The sequence below is a fragment of the Amycolatopsis heterodermiae genome (assembly GCF_034929455.1).
GTDB classification, from domain to species: Bacteria; Actinomycetota; Actinomycetes; order Mycobacteriales; family Pseudonocardiaceae; genus Amycolatopsis; species Amycolatopsis heterodermiae.
In genome coordinates, this window is sequence record NZ_JAYFSI010000002.1 from 651,319 (window position 1) to 674,284 (window position 22,966).

Genomic DNA, 22,966 nt, shown 5'->3' on the forward strand with positions numbered 1-22,966 from the left:
GGTCTGCCGCGGCTTGGTCGTGAGTGTTTAGGAGGGTTCTAACCCTCCTAAACACTCACGACCCCTGCGGCAGGAGCCGGTCGGAACCTCACACTCGGTCGCTGAGTACACCCCCGCCGTAGCGCTCGAACCGTGCAGACTTTTGCATCCATCGATCGAAAGTATGTACGGTTTGGCGCGTCTATCCGGGTGAAAACCGGACTAAGCACGCCTTCATCACCTTGACGGGTGACACGGGTCACCCTACTTTCGCTGTCTGAGTAACAAAGTGGCGCAGCAGCACAGGTGGGGGCATCGTGGCCGTGACCGGTACCAGGCGAGCCGATGCGGTGAGCCCGCGTACGGCGAACCTCGCCGCGGTCCTGCGGGCGCTGCGCACCGGCCCCCTCTCCCGCACCCAGCTGGCCGCCCGCTGCGGGGTCGCGAAGTCGGCCGTTCCCGGCCTGCTCGCCGAGCTCGCGCGGCGGGGCCTGATCCGGCCCGCCGGTGTCCTCCCCGGCAACGGCCGGCCCAGCCGCCTGGTCGAGCTGGACGGCGAAGACGCCTACGCGCTGGCCCTGGGCATCGAGGCCGACCGGCTGTCGGCGGTCGTCACCGACCTGTCCGGGCGGGTGCTGGCCGAGCGGGCCGAGACCGTCGACGTCGCCGCGGCCGGGCTCCAGCGCGGCATGGACGAGCTCGCCCACCTCGCGCACCGGGTACTGCCCGGCCCGCCGGTCGGCGTCGCGATCTCGGTGCCCGGCCTGGTCGACTCGGCCGCCGCGGTGCTGCGGTTCGCCCCGGCCCTGCGCTGGCGCGACGCGGAGATCGCCGGCCTGATGGCCGCCCGGCTGAACCTCCCCGCCGACGCCGTCGCCGTGGACAACGAAGCCAACCTCGGCGCGCTCGCCGAATCGCTCACCGGCGCCGGCGAGCTGTTCTACCTCAGCGGCGGGACGGCGGTCGGCGGCGGCCTCGTGTCCGGCGGCGCGGTCCTGCGCGGCGCGCGCGGCTTCGCCGGCGAGGTCGGGCACATCGCCGTCGACCCGTCCGGCGAGCGGTGTTCCTGCGGCCGCACCGGCTGCCTCGAGACGAAGGCGAACCTGGCCGCGGTCCTGCGCGCGGCCGCGGCGCCGGGTGACCCGCTGCTCGATCCCGCGCTCGGCGTCGCAGGCCGGGTCGCGCGGCTGAAGGACCGCGTGCGGTACGGCGACCAGCGCGCGGTCACCGCGGTGCACGAACTCGGCGTCGCGCTCGGCGTCGCACTGTCCACTGTGGTCGACGTGCTCGACCCGGACGTCGTCGTGCTCGGCGGGTACTTCGCGGAACTGGGGAAGTGGCTGGTGGAACCGGTCCGGGTCGAGCTCGCCGCCCACGCCCAGCCGGAACGGCACGCCCGGGTCGTGGCGTCCGCACTCGGCCTCGAAGCCCCGCTGCGCGGTGCCGCGCACCTGGCGGCCGAACGCCTGTTCACCGACCCCACTCTGGCCGCCGGCACCGAGGAGGCCCTGGTATGAGCCTGCTTTCCGTTCGCGGGATCGTGAAGGCCTTCCCGGGCGTCCGCGCGCTCGACGGCGTCGACCTCGACGTCGAACCCGGCGAGGTGCACTGCCTGCTCGGCCAGAACGGCGCCGGCAAGTCGACGCTCATCAAGGTCCTCTCCGGCGCGCACCGGCCCGACGCGGGCGAGATCACCTGGCAGGGACAACGCGTCGAGCTCGGCTCGCCGGTCGACGCGCTGCGCCTCGGCATCGCCACCATGTACCAGGAGCTCGACCTCGTGCCCGGGCTTTCGGTGGCGGACAACATCTTCCTCGGCCATGAACGCGCCCGGCTCGGGTTCACCCGGATCTCGCAGGCTCGGGACGAGGCCGCCCGGCTGATGGCCCGGCTCGGCCACGCGAACATCCGGCCGTGGCACGAGGTCGGGAAGCTGTCCGCGGCGGGCCAGCAGCTGGTGTCGATGGCCCGCGCGCTCGCCCACGACGCCCGCCTGCTCGTGATGGACGAGCCCACCGCGGCGCTGGCCGGCGAAGAGGTCGACAACCTCTTCCGCATCGTCGGCGAACTGACCGCCGACGGCGTCTCCGTCGTCTACATCTCCCACCGGCTCGAGGAGCTGCGCCGGATCGGGCACCGGGTGACCGTGCTCAAGGACGGCCAGACCGTCGGCACCGGCCTCGACGCCCGCACCACGCCGACCGCCGACCTGGTCGCCCTGATGGCCGGGCGCAAGGTCGAGACGGTCTTCGGGCCGCGCCACGACGGGCACGCCGACCGCACCGCCCCGCTGCTCGAGGTCGGCAACCTGACGCGGGACGGCGAGTTCGAGGACGTGAGCTTCACCGTGCACGCCGGGGAGGTCGTCGGCATCGCCGGCCTGGTCGGCTCCGGCCGCAGCGAGCTGCTGGAGACGATCTTCGGTGCACGCAAGGCCGACAGCGGAACCGTTGCGGTGCAAGGGAAAGCGCTGAGTCCCGGGAACATCGGGGCCGCCGTCAAGGCGGGGATCGGGCTGGCCCCGGAGGAACGCAAGAGCCAGGGGCTCCTGCTGGACCTGCCGGTGGTGCACAACGTGACGCTGGCCAGCCTCGGCCGCTACGCGAAGCTCGGGTTCACCGAACGCGGCAGGGAGCTGGACGACGCCGGCGCGAGCCTGCGGCGCCTCGACCTGCGCCCCGCCGACCCGCGGCGGATCGTCCGCACGCTCTCGGGCGGCAACCAGCAGAAGGCGGTGCTGGCCCGCTGGCTGGTCCGCGGCTGCCGGGTGCTGCTGCTCGACGAGCCGACCCGCGGGGTCGACGTCGGCGCCCGCGCCGAGCTGTACCGGCTGATCGACGAGCTGGCCGCGAGCGGCGTGGCGATCGTGCTGGTGTCCAGCGAGATCCCCGAGGTGCTCGGGTTGTCCGACCGGGTGCTGGTGCTGCGCGAGGGCCGTGTCCTCGCCGACCGGCCCTCGTCCGGGCTCACCGAGGCCGGGGTGCTCGACGTGATTCTCGAGGGGAGCGCGGCATGACCGACACCGAAACGGCACCACCGAAAGCGCTGCCCGCACCGGCGAGGCGGTTCTCCTTCCGGGCCGACCCGCGGCTGCTGGGCCTGGCCGGCGTGCTCGTGGTGCTGTGCCTGGTCGGCCAGTTCACCCGGCCCGAGCTGTTCTTCACCGAAAGCAACATCTCGACGATCCTGCGGCTGGCCGCGGCGATCGGCGTGGTCAGCGTCGGGATGACGTTCGTGATCATCAGCGGCGGCATCGACCTGTCCGTCGGCTCGATCGTCGCGCTGTCGAGCGTCTGGCTGACGACACTGGCCACGCAGTCCTACGGCCCGTGGATCATGGTCCTCTGTGGACTCGCCGTCGGCCTCGGCTGCGGGCTGGTCAACGGCGTGCTCGTCTCCTACGGCAAGGTCGTGCCGTTCATCGCGACGCTGGCGATGTACGTCTCGGCACGCGGGCTCGCCGAGCGGCTCAGCGGCCGCCGCACCCAGGTCGTCGCCGACCAGGACTTCCTCGCCTTCTTCCGCGGCGCGCTGCTCGGCATCCCGGTGCTGATCTGGCTGTTCGCGCTGGTGTTCGCGGTCGGCTGGGTCGTGCTCAACCGCACCACCTTCGGCCGCCGGACCTTCGCCGTCGGCGGCAACATCGAGGCGTCGCGGCTGGCCGGGATCAACGTCAAGCGGCACCTCGCGCTCGTCTACGGCGTCGCCGGGCTGTGCTGCGGGATCGCCGCGCTCATGGTCGTCGCGCGGACGACGGCGGGCGCGTCCACCAACGGCATGTTCTACGAGCTCGACGCGATCGCGGCGGTGGTCATCGGCGGCACGCTGCTCACCGGCGGCCGCGGCTCGCTGATCGGCACCCTGATCGGCGTGCTGATCTTCACCGTGCTGTCCAACCTCTTCACGCTCAACAACCTGGACACCGACATCCAGAACATCGCCAAGGGCGTGATCATCGTGCTCGCCGTGCTCTTGCAGTTCCGGGCCAGGAAAGCCAGGACCGGGTCGTAGTAGTCACCACCGATGGAGGTTCACCATGGCCGAACACCCCTTCCTCGGCCGCCGGGGTTTCCTGCTGGGCGGGGCCGCCGTCGGCGCCGGCGCGCTGCTGGCCGGCTGCACGTCGAACACGCCCGCGAACTCGGAGTCGAACGCGCCGGTCGCCAACGCGGGCAGCAACGCCGAGCCGGGGAAGCCCGTCACCATCGGCTTCTCCGCGCCCGCCGCCGACCACGGCTGGATCGCGGCGATCACCAAGAACGCCAAGGCCCAGGCCCAGAAGTTCAGTGAGGTGAAGTTCAGCGCCACCGAGGGCACCAACGACGTCAACCAGCAGATCTCCCAGGTCGAGACGCTGATCAACGCCAAGGTGAACGTGCTGGTGATCCTGCCCTTCGACGGCAAGGCGCTCACCTCGGTCGGGCAGCAGGCGATGGACGCCGGGATCCCGGTGATCAACCTGGACCGCGTCTTCGACACGCCGCTCGCGTACCGCACGTGGATCGGCGGCGACAACTACCGGATGGGCGTCAACGCCGGCGACTACATCGCGAAGCAGCTCAAAGCGAAGAACGTCGCCAACCCGGTCATCGGCGAGGTCGCCGGGATCGACTCGCTGCCGCTGACCCAGGAACGCAGCAAGGGCTTCTCGGACGCCCTCGCGCGGGCCGGGTACAAGGTCGGCCCGCGGGTCTCGGCGCAGTTCACGTCGGAGTCGGGTGAGCAGCAGACCGCGAACCTGCTCCAGAGCGCGCCCAAGCTGGACGCGCTGTGGAACCACGACGACGACCAGGGCATCGGCGTCAACGCCGCGATCGACACCGCGGGCCGCAAGGAGTTCATCATGGTCGGCGGGGCCGGCTCGAAGAACATGATGAACCTGATCAAGGCCGACGCGTCGCCGATCAAGGCGACCGTGCTCTACAGCCCGTCGATGGCCTCGACCGCGATCGCGCTGGCCCGCCTGCTCGGGCAGAACAAGGGGGTCGGCGACCTCGCCGAGCACGACATCCCGGCCGAGATCACGACGTACTCCGCGGTCGTCACCAAGGAGAACGTCGACCAGTACCTCGACGTCGGCTTCGACTCCTGACCTGGCCCGCCAAAAACCGAAGGAGGGGCATTGAGCCCGGCACGGGAAACGATCGGGATCGGCATGGTGGGCCACGCGTTCATGGGCGCCGTGCACTCACACGCCTGGCGCAGCGTCCACCGGTTCTTCGACCCGCCGCTGGTGCCGAGACTCGCCGTCCTCGCCGGGCGGGACGAGACCCGGGCCCATGACGCAGCGGCCAAGTTCGGCTGGGAGGCCGTCGAAACGGACTGGCGAAAGCTGATCGCCCGCGACGACGTCGACCTCGTCGACATCTGCACACCGGGCGACAGCCACGCGGAGATCGCGATCGCCGCGCTGGAGGCCGGGAAGCACGTGCTGTGCGAAAAACCGCTGGCCAATTCGGTCGCCGAGGCCGAAGCGATGGCCGAGGCGGCGCGACGGGCCCGTGACCGCGGGGTCCGGGCCATGGTCGCGTTCAACTACCGCCGGGTGCCCGCGCTCGCCCACGCCAGGAACCTGGTGGCGGGCGGGGCCCTCGGCGAGATCCGGCACGTGCGGTCGGTCTACCTGCAGGACTGGCTTTCGGATCCGCAGTCGCCGATGACCTGGCGGCTGCGCCGGGAATCCGCCGGGTCGGGCGCCTTGGGCGACCTCGGCGCGCACATCGTCGACGCTGCGCAGTTCGTCACCGGCGAGCGGCTCACCGGGGTTTCGGCGCTCACCAACACCTTCGTGCACGAACGGCCGTCCGAGAACGGCGGGACGGACGCGGTGACGGTCGACGACACCGCGCTGTTCCTGGCGCGGCTGTCCGGGGGAGCGGTGGCGAGCTTCGAAGCCACGCGGTTCGCGCTGGGCCGCAAGAACGCGATGCGGCTCGAGGTCAACGGGTCGAAAGCCAGCCTGGCCTTCGACTTCGAGTCGATGAACGAACTCCAGTGGTACGAGGGTGAAGGTACCGAGGCGGGGTTCCGCCGCATCCTCGTCACCGAACCGCAGCACCCGTACGTCGGCGTGTGGTGGCCACCGGGGCATCTCCTCGGGTACGAGCACACGTTCACCCACGAGGTCGCCGACCTGCTCGACGCCATCGGCGCGGGCACCGATCCCGAGCCGGGCTTCGACGCCGGCCTGCGGGTCCAGCGCGTGCTGCACGCCGTCGAGGAAAGCGCTTCCACGCAGTCGGCGTGGGTCGCGATCGAGGACTAGTTCCCGTTCTGCTTTTCGGTCAACGAGATGAGGGAGTTCCATGTGCGGTCATGAAGCTGAGCAGCACTCCCGGCGGACATTCCTGAACGTGGCGACGGCGGCCCTCACGGTGGGCGCGGCGGCGATCGTGTTGCCCGGCGCCGCGGACGCTTCCCCGGCGCGGCAACGCGTTCCGCTCGACAAGATCAGCATCCAGCTCTACTCCCTGCGTTCCCTGCTGCAGAACGACCCGGAGGGCACGCTGTCGGCGCTGGCCGACATCGGCTACCGGAAGGTCGAGCTGGCCGGGACGTACGGGCGCAGCGCCACGGAGTTCCGCGCCATCCTCGACAAGAACCACCTCAAGGCGTCCTCGACGCACGTCGGCATCGACGGCGACCTGAACCAGACCATCGCCGACGCGAAGATCCTCGGCAACCGCTCCGTCGTGGTGCCGTACGCGAATTTCGGCACCATCGCCGAGTGGGAGGCTTTCGCGGGCCGCATGAACACCGCCGCGGTCACCTTCAGGAAGGCCGGGCTGAAGCTCGGCTACCACAACCACGACCACGAGTTCCACCCGATCGACGGCGTGCTGCCGTACGACGTGCTGACGTCGAAGACGAACAAGCGGGACGTCCACCTGGAGATCGACCTCTTCTGGGCGGTGAACGGCGGCGCCGACCCGGTCGAGCTGTTCCGGCGGAACTACCCGCGCGTGACGCAGTACCACGTGAAGGACCGGACCGCGGACGGGCAGATGACCGACCCCGGCACCGGGGTGATCAACTTCCCGCGGATCTTCGCTGCGTCCTGCCACACCATCGGCGAGTACATCGTCGAGCACGACCAGCCCACGGATCCGCTGAACACCGCCAAGGTCGGGTTCGAGTACCTGCGCACCGTGCGCTTCTGAGACGCGGGGGAGTCCACATGCGAGTGTCACGTCGGTCGATGCTGGCCGGAACCGCCGCGGGGGTGCTGATCCCGGCCGTGGGCGCCGTCGCCGCCGACTCCGCCGCGGCGGCGGGGCTGACCCGCCGGATCACGATCTACGCCGAGGCGCTGCCCGGTGGCCTGTACGGCTACGGCCTCGAGCCGGGCAAGGCCACGATCCCGGGGCCGCTGCTGGAGGTCTACGAGGGCGACACCGTCGAGATCGAACTCGTCAACCTCACCGACCAGCGGCTGTCGATCCACCCGCACGGGGTCATCTACGACACCGCGTCCGACGGGGCTCCGCTCAACGCGTCGTTCAACAACCCGCGCGAGACGCGGACCTACACCTGGAAGACGCGGACCCGCTACGAAGCGAGCGGCGGGTTCTGGATGCCGGGCAGCGCCGGGTACTGGCACTACCACGACCACGCGATGGGCACCGACCACGGCACCGGCGGCCTCGCCCGCGGGCTCTACGGCGGGCTGATCGTGCGCAAGCGCGGCGACCTGCTGCCGGCCAAGCAGTACACCGTCGTGTTCAACGAGATGATGATCAACCACGAGATGGCACCCGACACGCCGATGTTCGAGGCACGGCTGGGCGAGCGCGTCGAGTGGGTCTGCGTCGGGTACGGCAGCCTGCCGCACACGTTCCACCTGCACGGGCACCGCTGGGCCGACACCCGCACCGGGATGCTCGACGGCGCCGCCGACAACGCCCAGATCGTCGACAACAAGAACCTCGACCCCGGCAGCTCGTTCGGTTTCCAGGTGATCGCCGGGGAGGGCGCCGGGCCGGGGGTGTGGATGTACCACTGCCACGTCCAGACCCACTCCGACGGCGGGATGGTGGGCCTGTTCCTGGTCCGCAACCCCGACGGCAGCCTGCCCGACGGCGCCCAGGACGCGATCGACCGGTTCAAGCAGCACGGCCACGCCGGGCACGACATGAGCCCCGACGGGCGGACCCACGCATGAGGAGGGGAATCGTGAAGAGACGCTGGTTCGGCAGGCGCGGCGCGGTCGTGCTCGCCATCGGCTCGGTCCTCGCGGCCGGCTCGCCGCTGATGGTGATGCCGGTGGCGCAGGCCGCGCCGGCCGTGGTGAACGTGCCGGTGAACGTGCTGGTCTTCCACGGCGCGGCGGACGGCCAGAAGGACCCGGTGCTGCGCGCGGCGGACGCGATCGCGCGGCTGGGCTCGGACAACGGCATCACGGTCACGGCGTCGTCCGATCCGGCCGTGTTCAGCACGGCGAACCTGGCCCGCTACCGCGGTGTGGTGTTCCTGTCCGCGCAGGGCGTGACGCTCGCGCGGGAGCAGGAAGCCGCGCTGCAGGCCTACATGAAGGCGGGCGGCGGGTTCCTCGGCATCTCCGACGCGGCCCGCGCGCAGGACTCGTCCCAGTGGTTCACCGGCCTGATCGGCGCGCGCCCGGTCGGCGCCCGCCCGACGCCCGAGACGGTGGCCTCGGTGACCGCCAGCGCGGAGAACCCGCCGAACGAGACCAAGGAGAAACTGGCCGACAACAACGAGAACACCAAGTGGCTGACGTTCGCGACGACCGGCTGGGCGGCCTACAAGCTGGCCACCCCGGTCGCGGTCAGCAGCTACTCGCTGGTGTCGGCGAACGACTTCCCCGGCCGCGACCCGAAGAACTGGACCCTGCAGGGTTCCGCCGACGGGCAAGCCTGGACCGACCTGGACACGCGCACGAACGAGACGTTCACCGACCGGTTCCAGACCCGGACGTTCACCTTCGCCAACACCACGGTCTACCCGAACTACCGGCTGAACATCACCGCGAACTCGGGTGAGCCGCTCATCCAGCTCGCCGACCTCAAGCTGTTCAAGGACACCTCGACGACCCCGCCGCCGCCCGAACCGGCGCCGCAGCAGGCCGTCGTCGACGTCCTCGACGCCCAGCACCCGGCCACCGCCGGGCTGCCGCAGAACTGGACGCGCACCGACCGCTGGCTCAACTGGGAGTCCAACCCGGTCGGCACCGTCCACACCGTCGCGCAGGTCGAGGAGAAGGGCTACAACCCGGGGGTCGGCGCGAACGGCGCGTTCCACCCGATCTCGTGGTGCCGTGACTACGACGGCGGCCGCTCCTTCTACACCGGCATGGGCCGCACCGAAGGGTCCTACGGCGAAGCGCAGTTCCGGCAGCACCTGCTCGGCGCCCTGCGCTGGACGACCGGGATGGTGCGCGGCGACTGCCAGGCCGGGATCGCCGCGAACTACAAGGTCGAGCGGCTGACCGGGAAGAACGCGGCCGGGCAGCTCGACCAGATCGGCGAGCCGCACGGGCTCACCATCGCCCCCGACGGCAAGGTGTTCTACATCGGCAAGGCGGCCTGCCCGACCGGGCCGATCGTCAGCTGGGACGACCCGAACGTCGGCCTCGGCTGCGGCACGGTCCACCAGTGGGACCCGGTCACCAAGAAGATCAAGCTGCTCACGACGCTGCCGGTGATGGGCAACCGCGGCAGCGGTGACGAGCTGGTCAAGAACGAAGAGGGCCTGCTCGGGCTGACGCTGGACCCGAAGTTCACCGAAAACGGCTACATGTACGCCTACTGGATGCCGCACGCGTCGATCGACCGCGACAAGCGGATCGGCAAGCGCACGGTCTCGCGGTTCACCTACAACGCCACCGCGCAGACCCTCGACCAGGCCACCCGCAAGGACCTGCTGTCCTGGGACGTCCAGATCCACAGCTGCTGCCACGCCGGCGGCGGGATGGCGTTCGACAAGGACGGGAACCTCTACGTCGGGTCCGGGGACAACAACTCCTCGGGCGGCTCGAACGGGTACTCGGGCAACAACTGGACGCTCGACTACAAGGGCATCTCGTTCCAGGACGCGCGCCGCACGGCGGGCAACACGAACGACCTCGACGGCAAGATCCTGCGCATCCACCCGGAGGCGAACGGGACGTACACCATCCCGCAGGGCAACCTCTTCCCGAACGGGCCGGCGGACAAGACGCGCCCCGAGATCTACGTGATGGGCGTCCGGAACATCTCGCGGCTGCAGATCGACCCGGTGCACAACTGGATGACCGCGGGCTGGGTCGGCCCCGACGCGTCCTCGCCGAGCCCGGAGCTCGGGCCGGCGAAGTACGAGACGGCGACGATCATCACCGAGGCGGGCAACCACGGCTGGCCGTACTGCATGGGCAACCGGCAGCCCTACCGCGACCGCAGCAGCACGAACGCCGCGGAGCTGACCGGCTGGTACGACTGCAACAACCCGGTCAACACCTCGCCGCGCAACACCGGCCTGGTGAACCTGCCGCCGATCAAGGACAACATGATCTGGTACTCGCCGGACGGCGGCGGCCCGGTCTTCCCCAACCGTCCCAACAGCTCCATCCCGACGTACAACGCGGCGGACGCCACCTACACCCAGCCGTACCTGCGCGGTGGCGGCCAGGCGATCATGTCCGGGCCGACGTACCACCGTTCGCTGGTCGACACGAACAGCGGTGTCGCGTGGCCGGCGTACTGGGACAACAAGTGGTTCATCGGCGACGAGTCCAACTCCCAGAACCGGGTCGCGGTGACCGTGGACCCGGCGGGCGTGCCGACGCACCAGCCGCCGGTGTTCGCCGAGACGTTCCGCCAGATCATCCCGGGCGGCGCGGGTGACACCAGGGTGCAGAGCTGGATGGACGCCAAGTTCGGGCCGGACGGCGCGCTGTACGTGCTCGACTACGGCAACGGCTTCTTCTCCCTGGACGCCAACCAGAAGCTCCTGAAGATCAGCTACACCGGCGGCGCGCCGACCCCGGCGCCGGCCGCGTCGTCGACGCTGGTGCAGAACAAGGCGCTGACGGCGGCGTTCACCGGGTCGAAGTCCGGCGGCGTGTCCTACCGCTGGGAGTTCGGCGACGGCTCGGTGTCCACCCAGGCCGACCCGCGCCACACCTACCCGCGCACCGGGATCTTCACCGCCAAGCTGACCGTGACCTACGCGAACGGCGAAGCGGTGACCACCCGGACGGCCGTGAACATCGGCTGCGCGGTGGCCGATCCGAGTCCGGTGGTGACCCTGGGCGACACGATCACGAAGGTGGTGAACCGCAACGCGGGTGGCGGCTGCACGGTCGACGACTTCATCGACGACGAAGGCACGTGGAGCACGCACGCCGCGTTCGTCAACCACGTCGACCAGGCCACCGAAACGCTCTCCGACCTCGGGGTCCTGAACGACGCCGAGGTGGCCGAGCTGAACGCGGCGGCGGAGGCGTCGCCGATCGGGAAACCGGGCACCACGGGGTACGAAGCGCTCTTCGACGGCACAGCCGAATCGCTACGGGCCTGGGAACAGGCACCGTCCGGGCAGTTCACGCTGCAACCCGACGGGTCGATCCGCTCGTCCGGCGGGCTGGGCATGCTCTGGTACGCCCAGCGGCAGTTCGGCGACTTCTCGGTGAAGGTCCAGTTCAAGGACATCGCCCCGGACACCTTCCGGGCCAACAGCGGGGTCTTCGTCCGGTTCCCGGACCCGCGGACGCCGCTGGACCAGCGGCCGCCGGGCAGCTGCGGGACGGTCGGCTCGGCGCGGACGTCGCAGGCGTGGGTCGCGATCTACTGCGGTCACGAGATCCAGATCTACGACGGCGACAGCGGTGAGCCGCAGAAGACCGGGTCGGTCTACAACTTCGACCCGCGCACGCTCGACCAGGCGGGCGCGCGGCCGAAGGGCACCTGGAACGAGTACGAGATCAAGGTCGTCGGGCAGCACTACACGATGATCCGCAACGGCGTGGTGATCAACGAGTTCGACAACACGCCCGGCCAGCAGTCCTCGCGCGCCGGGGACCCGCCGACCGACCTGCGGCAGTTCGTCAGCGGGTTCATCGGGCTGCAGAACCACAGCGACAACGACCTGACCGAGTTCCGCAACATCCGGGTGCGGCAGCTGTAGCGCGACGGGGGCCGGGCACACGCCCGGCCCCCGTTCCTCCCAGGAAGGTTTCCCGCGATGTCCCCACGCCCGATCGCCGTGCTGCTGGCCGCTTTCCTGGCCCTGCTCGGGCTCGCCACCCCCGCGGTGGCGGCGCCGGTGCAGACCCTGACCTGGACCGGGAGCAACAGCACCACCGAATACGCGTCCGCGCCGACGGGCGCGCTGCCCGGCGAGACCACGATCGTCTTCGAGAACAGCGAAGCCACCGGCAACACGACGGGGATGTCGCACACCCTGACGTTCGACACCTCGACGCCGGGGTACAACCACGACGTCACGCTGAACGTGCTGGCCAACCCGTTCGACCCGCAGAACGGCCGGCACGAGGCGACCGTGACCCTCACACCGGGCAAGTACCGGTACTTCTGCACCATCCCCGGCCACACGTCGATGGTGGGGGAGTTCGTGGTGTCGGACGGCACCGGCGACACGACCGCGCCGACGGTGACCGCGGCCGTGACGGGCGACAAGGATCCGTCCGGCAACTACCTCGGCTCTGCCACGGTTTCCCTGACCGCGACGGACGCCGGGTCCGGGGTCGCGTCGGTGGAGTACCAGCTCGACGGCGGGACCTGGACGCCGTACTCGGCGCCGGTCGTGGTGTCGTCGCTGGGCATGCACATGCTGGGCTACCGCGCGACCGACGTCGCCGGGAACACGTCCGCCGAAGGCATGGCGCACTTCACGATCGTCGAGCGACAGGGTGACGGCACCCCGCCGACGGTGACGGCCTCGCTGGCCGGAACGCAGGACGCGTCGGGCAACTACGTCGACGTCGCCACGGCCACTATCACGGCGACGGACGCGGACTCCGGGGTCGCCGCCGTGGAGTACAAACTGGACGACGGCGCGTGGACCGCCTACACGGCCCCGGTTCCGGTGACCGCGGCGGGCATGCACATGCTCTCCTACCGTGCTCGTGACAACGCCGGGAACACGTCACCGGAAGGCATGGCCCACTTCACGGTGGTGAAGAGCGACACGACGGCGCCGGTCGTCTCGGCCTCCGTGGCCGGCACGCAGGACGGCGACGGCCACTACGTCGGCAAGGCGGTCGTCACGGTCACGGCGTCGGACGCGGGTTCCGGGGTCGGCGCGGTGGAGTACCGGGTCGACGGTGGTGCGTGGACCGCCTACACCGCACCGGTTCAGGTTTCCTCGGCCGGCGCGCACACGGTGGACTACCGGGCTCGTGACGTCGCCGGCAACACGTCCGCGGTGGGCACGGTAACCTTCACGGTGGTCGCCGGCGGAGACACGACCGCGCCGGTGGTGTCCCTGACGGTGAGCGGCAAGCAGAGCAGCGACTGGTCGTACGTCGGCCAGGCGACGGTGACCCTGACGGCGACCGACGCAGAGTCCGGTGTGGACTTTGCAGAGTACAAAGTGGACAGTGGCGCGTGGACGCGGTACACCACGCCGGTGGTGGTCTCCGCGCTCGGCGCGCACACGGTCCGGTTCCGGGCTGCGGACGTCGCCGGGAACGTCTCGGCGGAGCAGTCGGGGGCGTTCACCGTGGTCGCGGCGCCGCCACCACCGGACGCCTGCCCGAACTCCGACACCCGGGAGACGGTCGTGATCGGCGGGATCGACAGCCAGGTCGAAAACACCGACATCGGCAACGGCTGCACGCTCAACGACGTCATCGACGAGAACGCGGAGTACGCGTCCCACGACCGGTTCGTGAAGCACGTGAAGGCGGTGACCCAGGAACTGGTCGCCAACGGCGTGCTGTCCTCGGGCGACCGCAACCGCATCGTCACGGCGGCCATCGAGTCCGGCGTCGGTGGCGCTCCTGCCGCCGGGCACGACGTCAAGCCCGACGTGAAGAAGGTGAAGCCCCGCGGACAGGACTAAGCGGACTGCCAGAGTTCGATGCGGTTGCCCTCGGGGTCGGTGACCCAGCCGAAGCGGCCGACGCCGTCCATGTCCTGGGTCTCCTCGGCGACGTCGGCGCCCTGGGCGCGGAGCTGGGCGAGCATGGCGTCCAGGTCGCGGACCCGGAAGTTGAGCATGGTCTGCTGGGTCCGGGACCCGAAGTAGTCGGTCCCGGCCTCGAACGGCGCGAAGACCGTGGGGCCCGCCTCCTGGCGCCACAGGCCGTGCTCGTCGGCGTCGAGGCCGAGGCTGTCGCGGTACCAGGCGCCCAGGGCCGCAGGGTCCGAAGCGCGGATGAAGTAGCCACCGATGCCGAGCACGCGTTCCATGGCCCGATCGTGCCAGCCCGGCGTCCGGAGGCGGGCGGGCGACACGCGGTGTATTTCTCCCTCGGTTCCGGGATCCGACCCGGTACGACCACCGAGGGAAGGGAACCGCCATGCCGGACCACGAGATCTACCACGCCCGAGCCGACGCCGAACGCGCGTTGCTGCTGACCGGCACCACGTCGCCGTTCACCATCACCGTCCGGTTCGCCGGCGGCCTGACGCCGTCGCAGCAGGACGCCTTCGCCGCGGCCGCGGACCGGTGGGCCACGGTGATCGTCGGTGACCTGCCGTCGGTCGTGGTCGAGGGCGAGCTGATCGACGACGTCCTGATCGTGGCGAAGGGTGCCGACATCGACGGCGAGGGGCACATCCTCGGCCAGGCGCTCGTCACCCACGTGCGGGCCGCGGGGCCCGAGCCCTCGGCGCTGCTGCCGGCCCGCGGCGAGATGACGTTCGACCAGGTCGACCTGGCCAAGATGGAGGCCGAGGGCATCCTCGGGGACGTGATCACCCACGAGATGGGCCACGTCCTCGGCGTCGGCTCGCGCTGGGCGGCCAAGGGCCTGCTGGTCGGCAAGGGCACCACCGACCCCACGTTCGCCGGGCCGGGCGCGATGGCCGAGTACCACAAGCTGCGCGGCGGCTCGGGCGACCCGGTGCGGGTGCCGGTGGAGAACACCGGCGGGCCGGGCACCGCGGATGTGCACTGGCGCGACCGCACCTTCGGCAGCGAGCTGATGACCGGCTTCGTCAACCGGGCGCCGAACCCGCTGAGCCGGGTCACCGCCGCCTCGCTCGGCGACCTCGGCTACCAGGTCGACGTCGACGCGGCCGACGCCTACGAGCTGCCAGCGGTCCCCGCGCCGGCGGCCCGCCTGGCCGTCCACGCGTTCGCGGTGACGCCGGTGCCGACCGAGCTGCCGCGAGCCTGAACCACCATCGTGGCCGGTTCTCGCACCGCGGGAACCGGCCCCTTTTCAGCAGCTCGAGTACATCTTCAAGTGGGCGATGTCGTCCCACAGGTCCGGCTCGAAGCTCGCCCAGGCGCGGAACCGGTAGGGTTCCGCGCCGCTCGGCATGGTCCGCACGAACTTGCGCCAGTCGCCCCCGACGGGGTGCTCGGTGGCCAGCGAGCCCAGCACGGCCCAGCCGGCGTCCAGCAGGTCGACGTGCCAGATCACCCACGCGGCGTCGTCGTCCACACTGGACACCGTGCCGTCGAAGACGGCCGTCCCGTTGGGGAAGAGGGTCCACCGGGCGCCCGCGGCCATCGTGCAGGTCCCCTTCCTGATCGGCCCCCAGGTGAACTCCCACGGGGTCCAGCCGGTGAGGCGCCGCGCGGCGGCGTTCGCCGCCACCATGATGGCCGACGGATCCATGACACGGCCTTTCTGCTCGTCCACCCCCCGCCGGACAGAGGAGCGGAACCCGGCGTTGATACGCGTCACCGGCCCCGCGTGGCGGGCAGGGCCAGCGACAGCGCCAGGTTTTCGTCGAGGAACATCAGCCCGCGCGCCGCGAACTCGCGGAAGACGTCCTCGACCTGCGCGACCGGTGCGGTGAGCCCGAGTTCGCGGTGCACGGCCGCGGCGGTGCGGGGCCGTTCGGTGCAGGCGAGGTAGATGCGGGCGAGCGGGTCGCGGAAGGTGTGGACGCCGGCGCGGTCCGGCTGCCGGCCGTCGTGGATCCGCAGGAAGCCGGGCGCGGACCGGTAGACGAGTAACGGCCGCGGGCCCGCCTCCCACGCCGTCGTCCACGCGGACACGGCGTCGGCCAGCGGGGTGTAGACGTCCGGGTCGAGGGCGGCTTCCGTTTCGTAGTCGAAAAAGTAGGCGACCCGGTCGAGGTCCACTGTGGACGGGTAGACGTGCCGGTAGCTCGGTTCGGGTTCGCGCCGCCGCAGCGGGAACCGGGCCGGCTGGGTGAACAGCGGGCTGAACCGCTCCAGCCACACCCGGTCCGCGCCGGCCGGCGGCTGGAGGTGCACCAGGTCCGGGACGACCGCCGCCTGCGCCGCGTAGGCCCCGGCGGTCTCGCCGGGGAAGCCCCAGAGGATGTTCCAGCCGACGGAGATCCCGTAGTACCCGGCCCAGCGCAGCAGGTTGACGTTCTGCGCGGCCCGGACCCCCTTGTCCATCAGCCGGAGCACCTCCGAGCTGAGCGACTCGAGGCCCGGCTGCAGCCGGTCGACCCCCGCCCGGGCGAGCACCTTCAGCTGCGCCCGGGTCAGGTTCGCCTTGACCTCGTAGAAGATCCGGTAGTCCCGGGTCCCCTCGGTCATCGCCGGGAACAGCTCCTTCAGGTAGCTCGGCTCGAGGATGTTGTCGACGGCGTCGAACCGGAAGGTGCCGTACCGCCGTGCCTGCCGGTCGAGCTCGCCGAGCACCTTGGCGGGCGACTTGGCGCGGAACCGCATGGTGGTCCCGTTGAGCCCGCAGAACGTGCAGTGGTGCTTGGCGCCCCACCAGCAGCCCCGGGCCGACTCGAACGGGATCGTGACGTCGTCGGCGGGCAGCCCGAGCCGCGCGGCCCGGGCGAAGTACTCGCCGTAGTCCGGTACGGGCAGGTCGTCGAGCCGGCTGTACGGCGGCTCGGGCGGCGTCGCGACGACGTCGTTTCCGACGCGCCGGGCGACGCCGGGAATCCCGCCGGGGTCCGTGCCCCGCGCGAGCGCGTCCAGCAGGCGCGGGAACGCGACGTCGCCCTCGCCGAGGACGGCGAAGTCGATGCAGTCCACGGTCCGCACCAGCTCCAGGCCCATGTCGCCGTCGAAGTTGGCGCCGCCGAACACGGTGACGATGCCGGGGTAGCGCTCCTTCAGCAGGCGCGCGAGCGCGAACGACGCCGTGTTCTGCTGGAACGTCGAGCTGAAGCAGGCCACCCGGATCCCGGCGAACTCCCCGGCGACGGCGTCGAGGTACGCGGGAACGTCCCGCTCCCGCGTACCCAGCAGCCGCGCCGCCGCGGGCTCGGCGGGACCGTCCAGGTAGGACAGTCCCGCCCCGATCTCGTCGAGCAGCTTGCCGTCCGGATCCGGCGCGGCCTCGCCGAACGCCGCGACCGAGAACAGCCAGTCGCCGATCTGCCGGCCGCGGTGCTCGGCCAGCGATCGGTAGTAGTCCAGGCCGATCCGGACGGCGAAGTCGAGGTTCAGGTGCAGGGTCCGCGCCGGGAACCCGTGCTGTTCGGCGATCGCCTTGAGCAGCCCGAGCTGGATGGACGGCCGGTCGACCTCCAGGAACGGCATGGACACGAGCACGACCGGCTCGGTCATGGTCGTGAACCCGCCGCTCTCACGCGGCAGTTCACCTGATGAAACCCTTGATCATCCGGGGAACCAGGTGCACCGCGGGCGCATCGGCATCGGCATCGGCTGGATAGTCCAGGAGCAACGAGGCCTGCTCCGGCGTGAAGGATCCGGCGAACCCGTCGGCGATGTGGGCCTCGCACTTGGTCGCGTTCCAGGCGAACTTGAGGATCTTGTCCAGCAACTCCTGCTGCGCCGGCTGCAGCGACTCCTTGAACTCCGCGAGCCTGCCGCAGAAGTCGTCGAGTTCCAGGTTGCTGATCTCGGGCATGGGTTCCTCCCTCTCGTGAATCAATCACTGTTTACTTCGGACAGTCGTGTCCGCACCTCGTCCGCGTCGGGGTGGGCGAGGTGCGCGAGGATGTCGTGGGCCCGCTGCCGGCCGGATCGGGCGGCATCGACGTCGCCGAGTTCCTGGTGGAGGTTGGCGATCTCGATGTGCAACCGGGCTTCCGTCATCAGGTTTCCGTTGCGGTGGGCCAGGTTCAGCCCCGTCTCGTAACAGGTGAGGGCGCGGCCGGGGTCGCCGAGCTGCTTGTGCGCGTAGCCGATGCTGTGCCAGCTCTGCGCCGCACCCATCTGGTCGGCCAGCTGCGTCTGCAGGTCGAGCGCCTGCTGACAGAAGCCGATGGCCACTTCGTGCTCGCCGAGCAGCGTGCGGAACCAGCCGACCGCGTTGAGCGCCGTCGCCTGCCCGGCCCGGTGCTCGGCCGCGCGGAACAGCTCCAGGGCCTGCTCGGCGTGCGCGAGGGCGTCCGTGACGGCCCCCTGCCGGTCGAGCAGCCAGGCGAACTGGCGGTGCGCGTACGCCTGCCCGACGACGTCGCCGGCCGCGCGGGACAGGGTCAGCGCCGTCCGGAGATCGTCGTGGGCCTCGGTGTGCCGGCCGAACCGGACGTGCGTGCCCGCCAGGTGCAGGTGCGCGAACGCCTGCTTGCGCTCGTCACCGAGGCGGCGCGCGGCGGCGGCCGCCACCGTCAGCACGTCGCGCTCGTCGTGCCAAAGTCCTTGCATCGAAAGGAAACGCTGCATCGACCGGGCGAGGTCCCAGGCACGGGTGTCGAACGCGGCGCCCGCGTGGACGGCCAGCAGCAGCACCCGGTGTTCGGCCTCGAACCACGCGACGGCCTGCCGCCGGTCGGTGATCCGTTCGGACTCGGCGCCGGCCGGCAGGGGCGTCAGCTCGGGTGGCACCTCCAGCCGCGGGTCGAGGAACCCGTCGGCGTGGTAGGCGGTGTGGGCGTAGTGGCCCAGCACGCGGTGGGCGGCTTCCTCCCGCTCGGCGGCGGACTCCGTCTCCTGGACGAGCTCGGTGGCGTAGGCGCGCAGCAGGTCGTGCACGGTGTAGCGGCCGGGGGCGTGCTCGGTGATCAGGTGCGCGTGCGCCAGCTCGGACAGGATCTGCCGCGCCTTGCCGGCCGCCACCCCGGCCAGGCTCGCCGCCGCCCGGGTGCCGACGTCCGGCCCGGAGTGCAGCCCGAAGAGCCGGAACAGCCGGGCCGCGGCGGGGTCCAGCCGCAGGTACGACCAGGAGAACACGGCACGGGCGTCGGTCGCCGGGTCGGTGCCGGAGAGTTCGTCGAGGACATCGCGCGCGTCCCGCAGCTGCCCGGCCAGCGCGGCCAGGCTGAAGGCGGGGTGGGTGGCGGCGCGGGCCGCGGCCACCGCGAGGGCCAGCGGAAGACGCGCGCACAGGCCGATGATCTCGTCGACCGCCTCGGGTTCGGCGGCGACCCGGCCGGCGCCGATCCGCCGTCGCAGCATCACCCGGGCCTCGGCGTCGTCGAGCAGGTCGACGGTGAGGGGGTGCGCGCCCGCGACGACCAGGCCGGCCAGGCGGTCCCGGCTGGTCACGACGACCACGCTGCCCGGCGCGCCCGGCAGCAGCAGCCGGACCTGCTCCGCGTCGCGGGCGTTGTCCAGCACGATCAGGACGCGCCGCTGTGCGAGCAGGCTCCGGTACCGGCCGGCTTGGGCTTCGAGCGTGGTGGGGAGCCGGCCGCCGGGTACGTCGAGTGCTTCGAGGAACCCGCGCAGCGCCTCGGCCGGGTCCACCGGTGACCCGGTCGGGTCGAACCCGCGCAGGTTGACGTACAGCTGGCCGTCGGGGAACCCGGCGGCGACCGTGTGGGCCCAGTGGACGGCGAGCGCCGTCTTGCCCACGCCGGCGGTGCCCGACAGCACGACGACCCGGGTGGCCGGGAACTGCTCGTCGCTCACCCAGTCGAGGTGGCGGAGCGCGGTTTCCCGGCCCACGAAACCGGGGGTGCCGGGTGGCAGCTGGGCCGGCGTGGTCACCGGCGCGCTGCGCGGTGCGGCCGGCAGCTCGTCCCGCAGCATCGCGCGGTGCAGCGCGCGCAGCTCGGGGCCGGGATCGGTGCCGAGCGCCTCGGCGAGCCGCTTGCGGACGACGTCGTACCGGTCGAGCGCCTCCGCCGGGCGCCCCGCGGCGTGCAGGGCCCGCATCAGCAGGGCTTCCAGCGGTTCGGCGAGCGGGTATTCGCCGGCCAGGCCGGACAGCACGTCGATCACGGCGTCCGGGTGGGCCCGGCGCAGCTCCAGCTCGCCCCAGCGCACCGCGGCGTCCAGCCGGCGCCGGTGCCAGGTCGCGCGTACCTGATCGGCCCAGTCACCCTGGATGCCGGCCAACGGGGCGCCCGGCCGGCCGAAAACCGCTTCGGCCAGCGCCGCGACCCGGTCGGCGTCGGAGAGCAGTGGGTCGTTCCCGCGGTCGACCAAGCGCTCGAAGCGGAGCAGGTCGACGTCGTCCGGGTCGATTTCCAGCACGTAACCGGCCGTGCGGCGGGGGAGTTCCGCGATCTCGCCGGAGGAATCGGCGATCTCCTTGAACAGCCGGCGTATTCGGCTGATGTGGGAATACAACACGTTGCGTGCTTCGGGGGGTGAATCGTCGCCCCAGACCCGATTGATGATCGTTTCCAGGGAAACGGGCCGTCCCGCCTCCGCCGCCACTACCGCGAGCACCGCCTGCTGCCGGGGCGTTCCGATGTCCAGGGGCCGCCCCGCCACCCGGAGCTGCACCTCCCCGAACAGCACGAACTCCATGCGGCGGCCTTCCCGTGTCCGACGCGTCGCGAATGGCGGAACCGATACTGCTCCGTCCGCAAGATTCCCGCAAGGTCGGCGACCAGGTCGTGGCGGAACCGTGAACCCGGGAGCGAGACAGTTCGAGGAGGGGTCATGTACCACGATTCGCCGGCACCATTGCTGGAAAACGCCGCCCGGGGTGCGGAATGGGCGTGGCGGGATATCGTCGTCCGTTATTCGTCGCTGGTTTCGGCCGTCTGCCGCCAGTACCGGATCTCCGGCGCGGACGCCGAGGACGTCGCCGGTGCGGTGTGGCTGAACCTGGTGACGCACCTGGCGCACATCCGCGACGCGGAGGCGCTGCCGGGCTGGCTGAGCACCACCACCCGGCACGAGTGCCTGCGGCTGCTGCGCCACCGGAACCGGCAGGTCCCGACCGACGCCGCGCTGATCGACGACCCGGCCGAGCCGGACTTCGACGCCGCGCTGGTCGCCGGGGAACGCCGCGCCGCGGCCCGTCACGCGTTCGCCCAGCTGCCGCCGCGCGACCAGCGGCTGCTCGCGATGCTGCTGTGCGATCCGCCGCGGTCCTACCGGGAGATCAGCGCGACGCTGGGCATCCCGGTCGGCTCGATCGGCCCGTCGCGGGCGCGCTGCCTCGCCCGCGCCCGCCGCGCACCGGCGGTGGCGGCGCTGCTCGGCGGCGATCCGCACGACGTCCCTGGACACACCCCTCAGAGCGCGCGGGCCACGGCGTGATACCGCGATTCCGGCGTATCACCGGGCTCTCGCCCCGACTCCGCAGGCCGAGGAGGAACCACGATGAGCTTGTTCCGATCGAGTTGTCCCGCGCTGGCCGCCGTGCTCGCCTTCGGGGTGGCCGGCTGTTCGACGCCGTCCAGTGGTGGGACGGAGACGTCCACGACCGAGGTACCCCCGACCACCGGCACCCCGAGCGCCGAACCGACCGGCCCGGAGACCCCGAGGACCGCCGACGACGCCGGGGTCGCGATCTCGATCCCGCAGCTGCCGATCGGCGGCGGTGCCGACGACTCGAGCGCCCGCGACCAGTGCGTGACCGTCAGCTGGCTGCAGCCGGAACTGCTGCCGGACGACGGCGTCGAGGTCACCGGCATCCAGGTCACGCCGCGCGGCGCCTTCAGCGTGGGCGGGCAGTGCGGGGACCCGAAGGCGTGCGCCGGGTTCACCTTCGGCGCGGGCGCCGACACCTGTTCCGTCGCGGTCACCGCGCGCGGCACCGGCGGCGGCGCGCGGCTGACGGTCCAGGGCAAGGCGGTCTGCGCCCCCGGGAAGGAAAGCTCGTGCCAGGACCTGCGAAGCCGGGTGAGTCCCGGATCGATCCCGTTGACGCAGCCGGATCCGACGGCGACGGAGACCACGGCGACGGGGTGACTTCGCCGGCCCCGGGCCGGATCGAGCGTTTCCTCGAAGCGGGCAAGACGGCGATCCCGCCGTTGACGTTGCTGAGCGCGGTGCTGTTCTACTTCGGTTACGTCTCCGCCCGCGCGCGGTTCGAATACTTTGGCGTCGACGTCGACACGATCGGGCTGGGCACGCAGGAGTACATCATGCGCAGCCCGCAGCCCCTGCTCACCCCGCTGCTGGTGTTCGCCGCGGCCGGCGCCGGCTCGGTCGCGGTGCACACCGTCGTCCGGAAGCGGATCCGGACGACGTCGATGCGCCGGCTGGGCCGGGTTGCGCAGGGGATCGGCCTGGGCACGCTGACCGCCGGCCTGCTGCTGCTCTTCGGGTACGCCTTCCTGGGCGACTGGCGGCTATACGGGCTGGTGACCCCGCTGCTGATCGCGGCGGGCACCACCCTGGTCCGCTACGGCTCGGCGATCCGCCGCCGGCTGCGGCCGCCGGCCCACCGCGGCGCGGTCGTCCTCGGTTACCTGGTGATCGCCGTGAGCGTGTTCTGGATGACGGCCACGGTGGCGCAGTGGTCGGGCCGCGGCGCGGCGATGTCCGACGCGGCCCGCCTCGGCAAGCTGCCCAGCGTCATCCTCGACACCAAGGAGAGCCTGTTCCTGCGCAGCCCCGGCATCGAGGAGACGAAGCTGCCACCGTCCGAGGGCCAGACGTTCCACTACCGCTACCGCCGGCTGCGCCTGCTGATCCACGGGAAGGACCGGATGTTCCTGGTCCCGGACCGCTGGTCGGCCAGCGACGCGACGCTCATCGTCCCCCTGGACGGCTCGGTGCGCGTCCAGTTCCAGTTCCAGAACGACCGGCCCTGAGC

At 71.3% G+C, this 22,966-nt stretch carries 18 protein-coding genes; 13 read left to right on the top strand and 5 right to left on the bottom strand.

Translation table 11 applies throughout. The features are described 5' to 3' along the window. Window positions 1-329 precede the first annotated feature (329 nt). The 9 genes from VA596_RS13310 to VA596_RS13350 are packed head-to-tail and all read left to right on the top strand — an operon-like array spanning window position 330 to window position 13,998. Window positions 330-1,496 (top strand): ROK family transcriptional regulator, encoded by a 1,167-nt coding sequence (locus tag VA596_RS13310; RefSeq protein WP_323326730.1) that lies wholly within the window; start codon window positions 330-332, stop codon window positions 1,494-1,496. Next, on the top strand, window positions 1,493-2,995 hold the full coding sequence (locus VA596_RS13315) for a sugar ABC transporter ATP-binding protein (RefSeq protein ID WP_323326731.1): 1,503 nt from the start codon (window positions 1,493-1,495) through the stop codon (window positions 2,993-2,995). Before VA596_RS13310 ends, VA596_RS13315 begins: the two co-directional genes overlap by 4 nt. Further along, on the top strand, window positions 2,992-3,990 hold the full coding sequence (locus tag VA596_RS13320) for an ABC transporter permease (protein WP_323326733.1): 999 nt from the start codon (window positions 2,992-2,994) through the stop codon (window positions 3,988-3,990). The genes VA596_RS13315 and VA596_RS13320 overlap by 4 nt, the downstream gene beginning before the upstream one ends. A 25-nt stretch (window positions 3,991-4,015) precedes the next feature. Beyond that, window positions 4,016-5,071 (top strand): substrate-binding domain-containing protein, encoded by a 1,056-nt coding sequence (locus VA596_RS13325; protein WP_323326735.1) that lies wholly within the window; start codon window positions 4,016-4,018, stop codon window positions 5,069-5,071. A 30-nt stretch (window positions 5,072-5,101) separates the two neighbouring features. Beyond that, window positions 5,102-6,244 (top strand): Gfo/Idh/MocA family protein, encoded by a 1,143-nt coding sequence (locus VA596_RS13330; protein WP_323326737.1) that lies wholly within the window; start codon window positions 5,102-5,104, stop codon window positions 6,242-6,244. Window positions 6,245-6,284: 40 nt separating this feature from the next. After that, window positions 6,285-7,139 carry a TIM barrel protein gene (locus VA596_RS13335; protein ID WP_323326739.1) on the top strand — a complete coding sequence of 285 codons (855 nt, stop codon included), beginning with the start codon at window positions 6,285-6,287 and terminating at the stop codon, window positions 7,137-7,139. Between the two features lie 17 nt (window positions 7,140-7,156). Further along, entirely contained in the window at window positions 7,157-8,140 is a 984-nt protein-coding gene (locus tag VA596_RS13340) for a multicopper oxidase domain-containing protein (protein WP_323326741.1), read from the top strand. Further along, a complete protein-coding gene (locus VA596_RS13345; protein ID WP_323326743.1) occupies window positions 8,137-12,099 on the top strand; it encodes a ThuA domain-containing protein in 3,963 nt (1,320 codons plus the stop codon). Before VA596_RS13340 ends, VA596_RS13345 begins: the two co-directional genes overlap by 4 nt. A gap of 57 nt (window positions 12,100-12,156) precedes the next feature. Further along, a complete protein-coding gene (locus tag VA596_RS13350; RefSeq protein ID WP_323326745.1) occupies window positions 12,157-13,998 on the top strand; it encodes a cupredoxin domain-containing protein in 1,842 nt (613 codons plus the stop codon). On the opposite strand, the gene VA596_RS13355 is transcribed toward VA596_RS13350, so the two are convergent. After that, window positions 13,995-14,348, bottom strand: coding sequence for a VOC family protein (locus VA596_RS13355; protein ID WP_323326747.1), 354 nt, complete (start codon window positions 14,346-14,348; stop codon window positions 13,995-13,997). The two genes, VA596_RS13350 and VA596_RS13355, sit on opposite strands and share 4 nt — an antisense overlap. Window positions 14,349-14,458: 110 nt before the next feature. On the opposite strand from VA596_RS13355, the gene VA596_RS13360 reads away from it, so the two are divergent. Then, on the top strand, window positions 14,459-15,280 hold the full coding sequence (locus VA596_RS13360) for a leishmanolysin-related zinc metalloendopeptidase (RefSeq protein WP_323326749.1): 822 nt from the start codon (window positions 14,459-14,461) through the stop codon (window positions 15,278-15,280). A 45-nt stretch (window positions 15,281-15,325) separates the two neighbouring features. Here the strand turns inward: VA596_RS13360 and VA596_RS13365 are convergent, their stop codons facing one another. The 4 genes from VA596_RS13365 to VA596_RS13380 form a co-directional block, all read right to left on the bottom strand. Next, on the bottom strand, window positions 15,326-15,727 hold the full coding sequence (locus VA596_RS13365; RefSeq protein ID WP_323326751.1) for a DUF6294 family protein: 402 nt from the start codon (window positions 15,725-15,727) through the stop codon (window positions 15,326-15,328). 65 nt (window positions 15,728-15,792) lie between these two features. Further along, entirely contained in the window at window positions 15,793-17,622 is a 1,830-nt protein-coding gene (locus VA596_RS13370; protein WP_323326754.1) for a RiPP maturation radical SAM C-methyltransferase, read from the bottom strand. A 31-nt stretch (window positions 17,623-17,653) separates the two neighbouring features. Beyond that, the gene (locus tag VA596_RS13375; protein ID WP_323326755.1) at window positions 17,654-17,926 is read right to left on the bottom strand and encodes a hypothetical protein; all 273 of its coding nucleotides are present in this window, start codon (window positions 17,924-17,926) and stop codon (window positions 17,654-17,656) included. Between the two features lie 20 nt (window positions 17,927-17,946). After that, window positions 17,947-20,721, bottom strand: coding sequence for an AfsR/SARP family transcriptional regulator (locus VA596_RS13380; protein ID WP_323326757.1), 2,775 nt, complete (start codon window positions 20,719-20,721; stop codon window positions 17,947-17,949). Between the two features lie 135 nt (window positions 20,722-20,856). Between VA596_RS13380 and VA596_RS13385 the strand changes: the two genes are divergently transcribed. The 3 genes from VA596_RS13385 (at window position 20,857) to VA596_RS13395 (ending at window position 22,964) form a co-directional block, all read left to right on the top strand. Then, complete coding sequence (locus VA596_RS13385) at window positions 20,857-21,462, top strand: RNA polymerase sigma factor (RefSeq protein ID WP_323326759.1); 606 nt, start codon at window positions 20,857-20,859, stop codon at window positions 21,460-21,462. 63 nt (window positions 21,463-21,525) lie between these two features. After that, on the top strand, window positions 21,526-22,116 hold the full coding sequence (locus VA596_RS13390) for a hypothetical protein (RefSeq protein WP_323326762.1): 591 nt from the start codon (window positions 21,526-21,528) through the stop codon (window positions 22,114-22,116). Then, window positions 22,113-22,964 (top strand): hypothetical protein, encoded by an 852-nt coding sequence (locus tag VA596_RS13395; protein WP_323326764.1) that lies wholly within the window; start codon window positions 22,113-22,115, stop codon window positions 22,962-22,964. The genes VA596_RS13390 and VA596_RS13395 overlap by 4 nt, the downstream gene beginning before the upstream one ends. Window positions 22,965-22,966: the final 2 nt, after the last annotated feature.

Bases quoted from the DNA above. Each gene is read 5' to 3' on its own strand.
- VA596_RS13380 (WP_323326757.1), bottom strand. From the start codon at position 20,721: ATGGAGTTCGTGCTGTTCGGGGAGGTGCAGCTCCGGGTGGCGGGGCGG.
- VA596_RS13315 (WP_323326731.1), top strand. From the start codon at position 1,493: ATGAGCCTGCTTTCCGTTCGCGGGATCGTGAAGGCCTTCCCGGGCGTC.
- VA596_RS13345 (WP_323326743.1), top strand. From the start codon at position 8,137: ATGAGGAGGGGAATCGTGAAGAGACGCTGGTTCGGCAGGCGCGGCGCG.
- VA596_RS13385 (WP_323326759.1), top strand. From the start codon at position 20,857: ATGTACCACGATTCGCCGGCACCATTGCTGGAAAACGCCGCCCGGGGT.
- VA596_RS13360 (WP_323326749.1), top strand. From the start codon at position 14,459: ATGCCGGACCACGAGATCTACCACGCCCGAGCCGACGCCGAACGCGCG.
- VA596_RS13390 (WP_323326762.1), top strand. From the start codon at position 21,526: ATGAGCTTGTTCCGATCGAGTTGTCCCGCGCTGGCCGCCGTGCTCGCC.
- VA596_RS13320 (WP_323326733.1), top strand. From the start codon at position 2,992: ATGACCGACACCGAAACGGCACCACCGAAAGCGCTGCCCGCACCGGCG.
- VA596_RS13375 (WP_323326755.1), bottom strand. From the start codon at position 17,926: ATGCCCGAGATCAGCAACCTGGAACTCGACGACTTCTGCGGCAGGCTC.
- VA596_RS13340 (WP_323326741.1), top strand. From the start codon at position 7,157: ATGCGAGTGTCACGTCGGTCGATGCTGGCCGGAACCGCCGCGGGGGTG.
- VA596_RS13370 (WP_323326754.1), bottom strand. From the start codon at position 17,622: ATGACCGAGCCGGTCGTGCTCGTGTCCATGCCGTTCCTGGAGGTCGAC.
- VA596_RS13350 (WP_323326745.1), top strand. From the start codon at position 12,157: ATGTCCCCACGCCCGATCGCCGTGCTGCTGGCCGCTTTCCTGGCCCTG.
- VA596_RS13335 (WP_323326739.1), top strand. From the start codon at position 6,285: ATGTGCGGTCATGAAGCTGAGCAGCACTCCCGGCGGACATTCCTGAAC.
- VA596_RS13355 (WP_323326747.1), bottom strand. From the start codon at position 14,348: ATGGAACGCGTGCTCGGCATCGGTGGCTACTTCATCCGCGCTTCGGAC.
- VA596_RS13325 (WP_323326735.1), top strand. From the start codon at position 4,016: ATGGCCGAACACCCCTTCCTCGGCCGCCGGGGTTTCCTGCTGGGCGGG.
- VA596_RS13365 (WP_323326751.1), bottom strand. From the start codon at position 15,727: ATGGATCCGTCGGCCATCATGGTGGCGGCGAACGCCGCCGCGCGGCGC.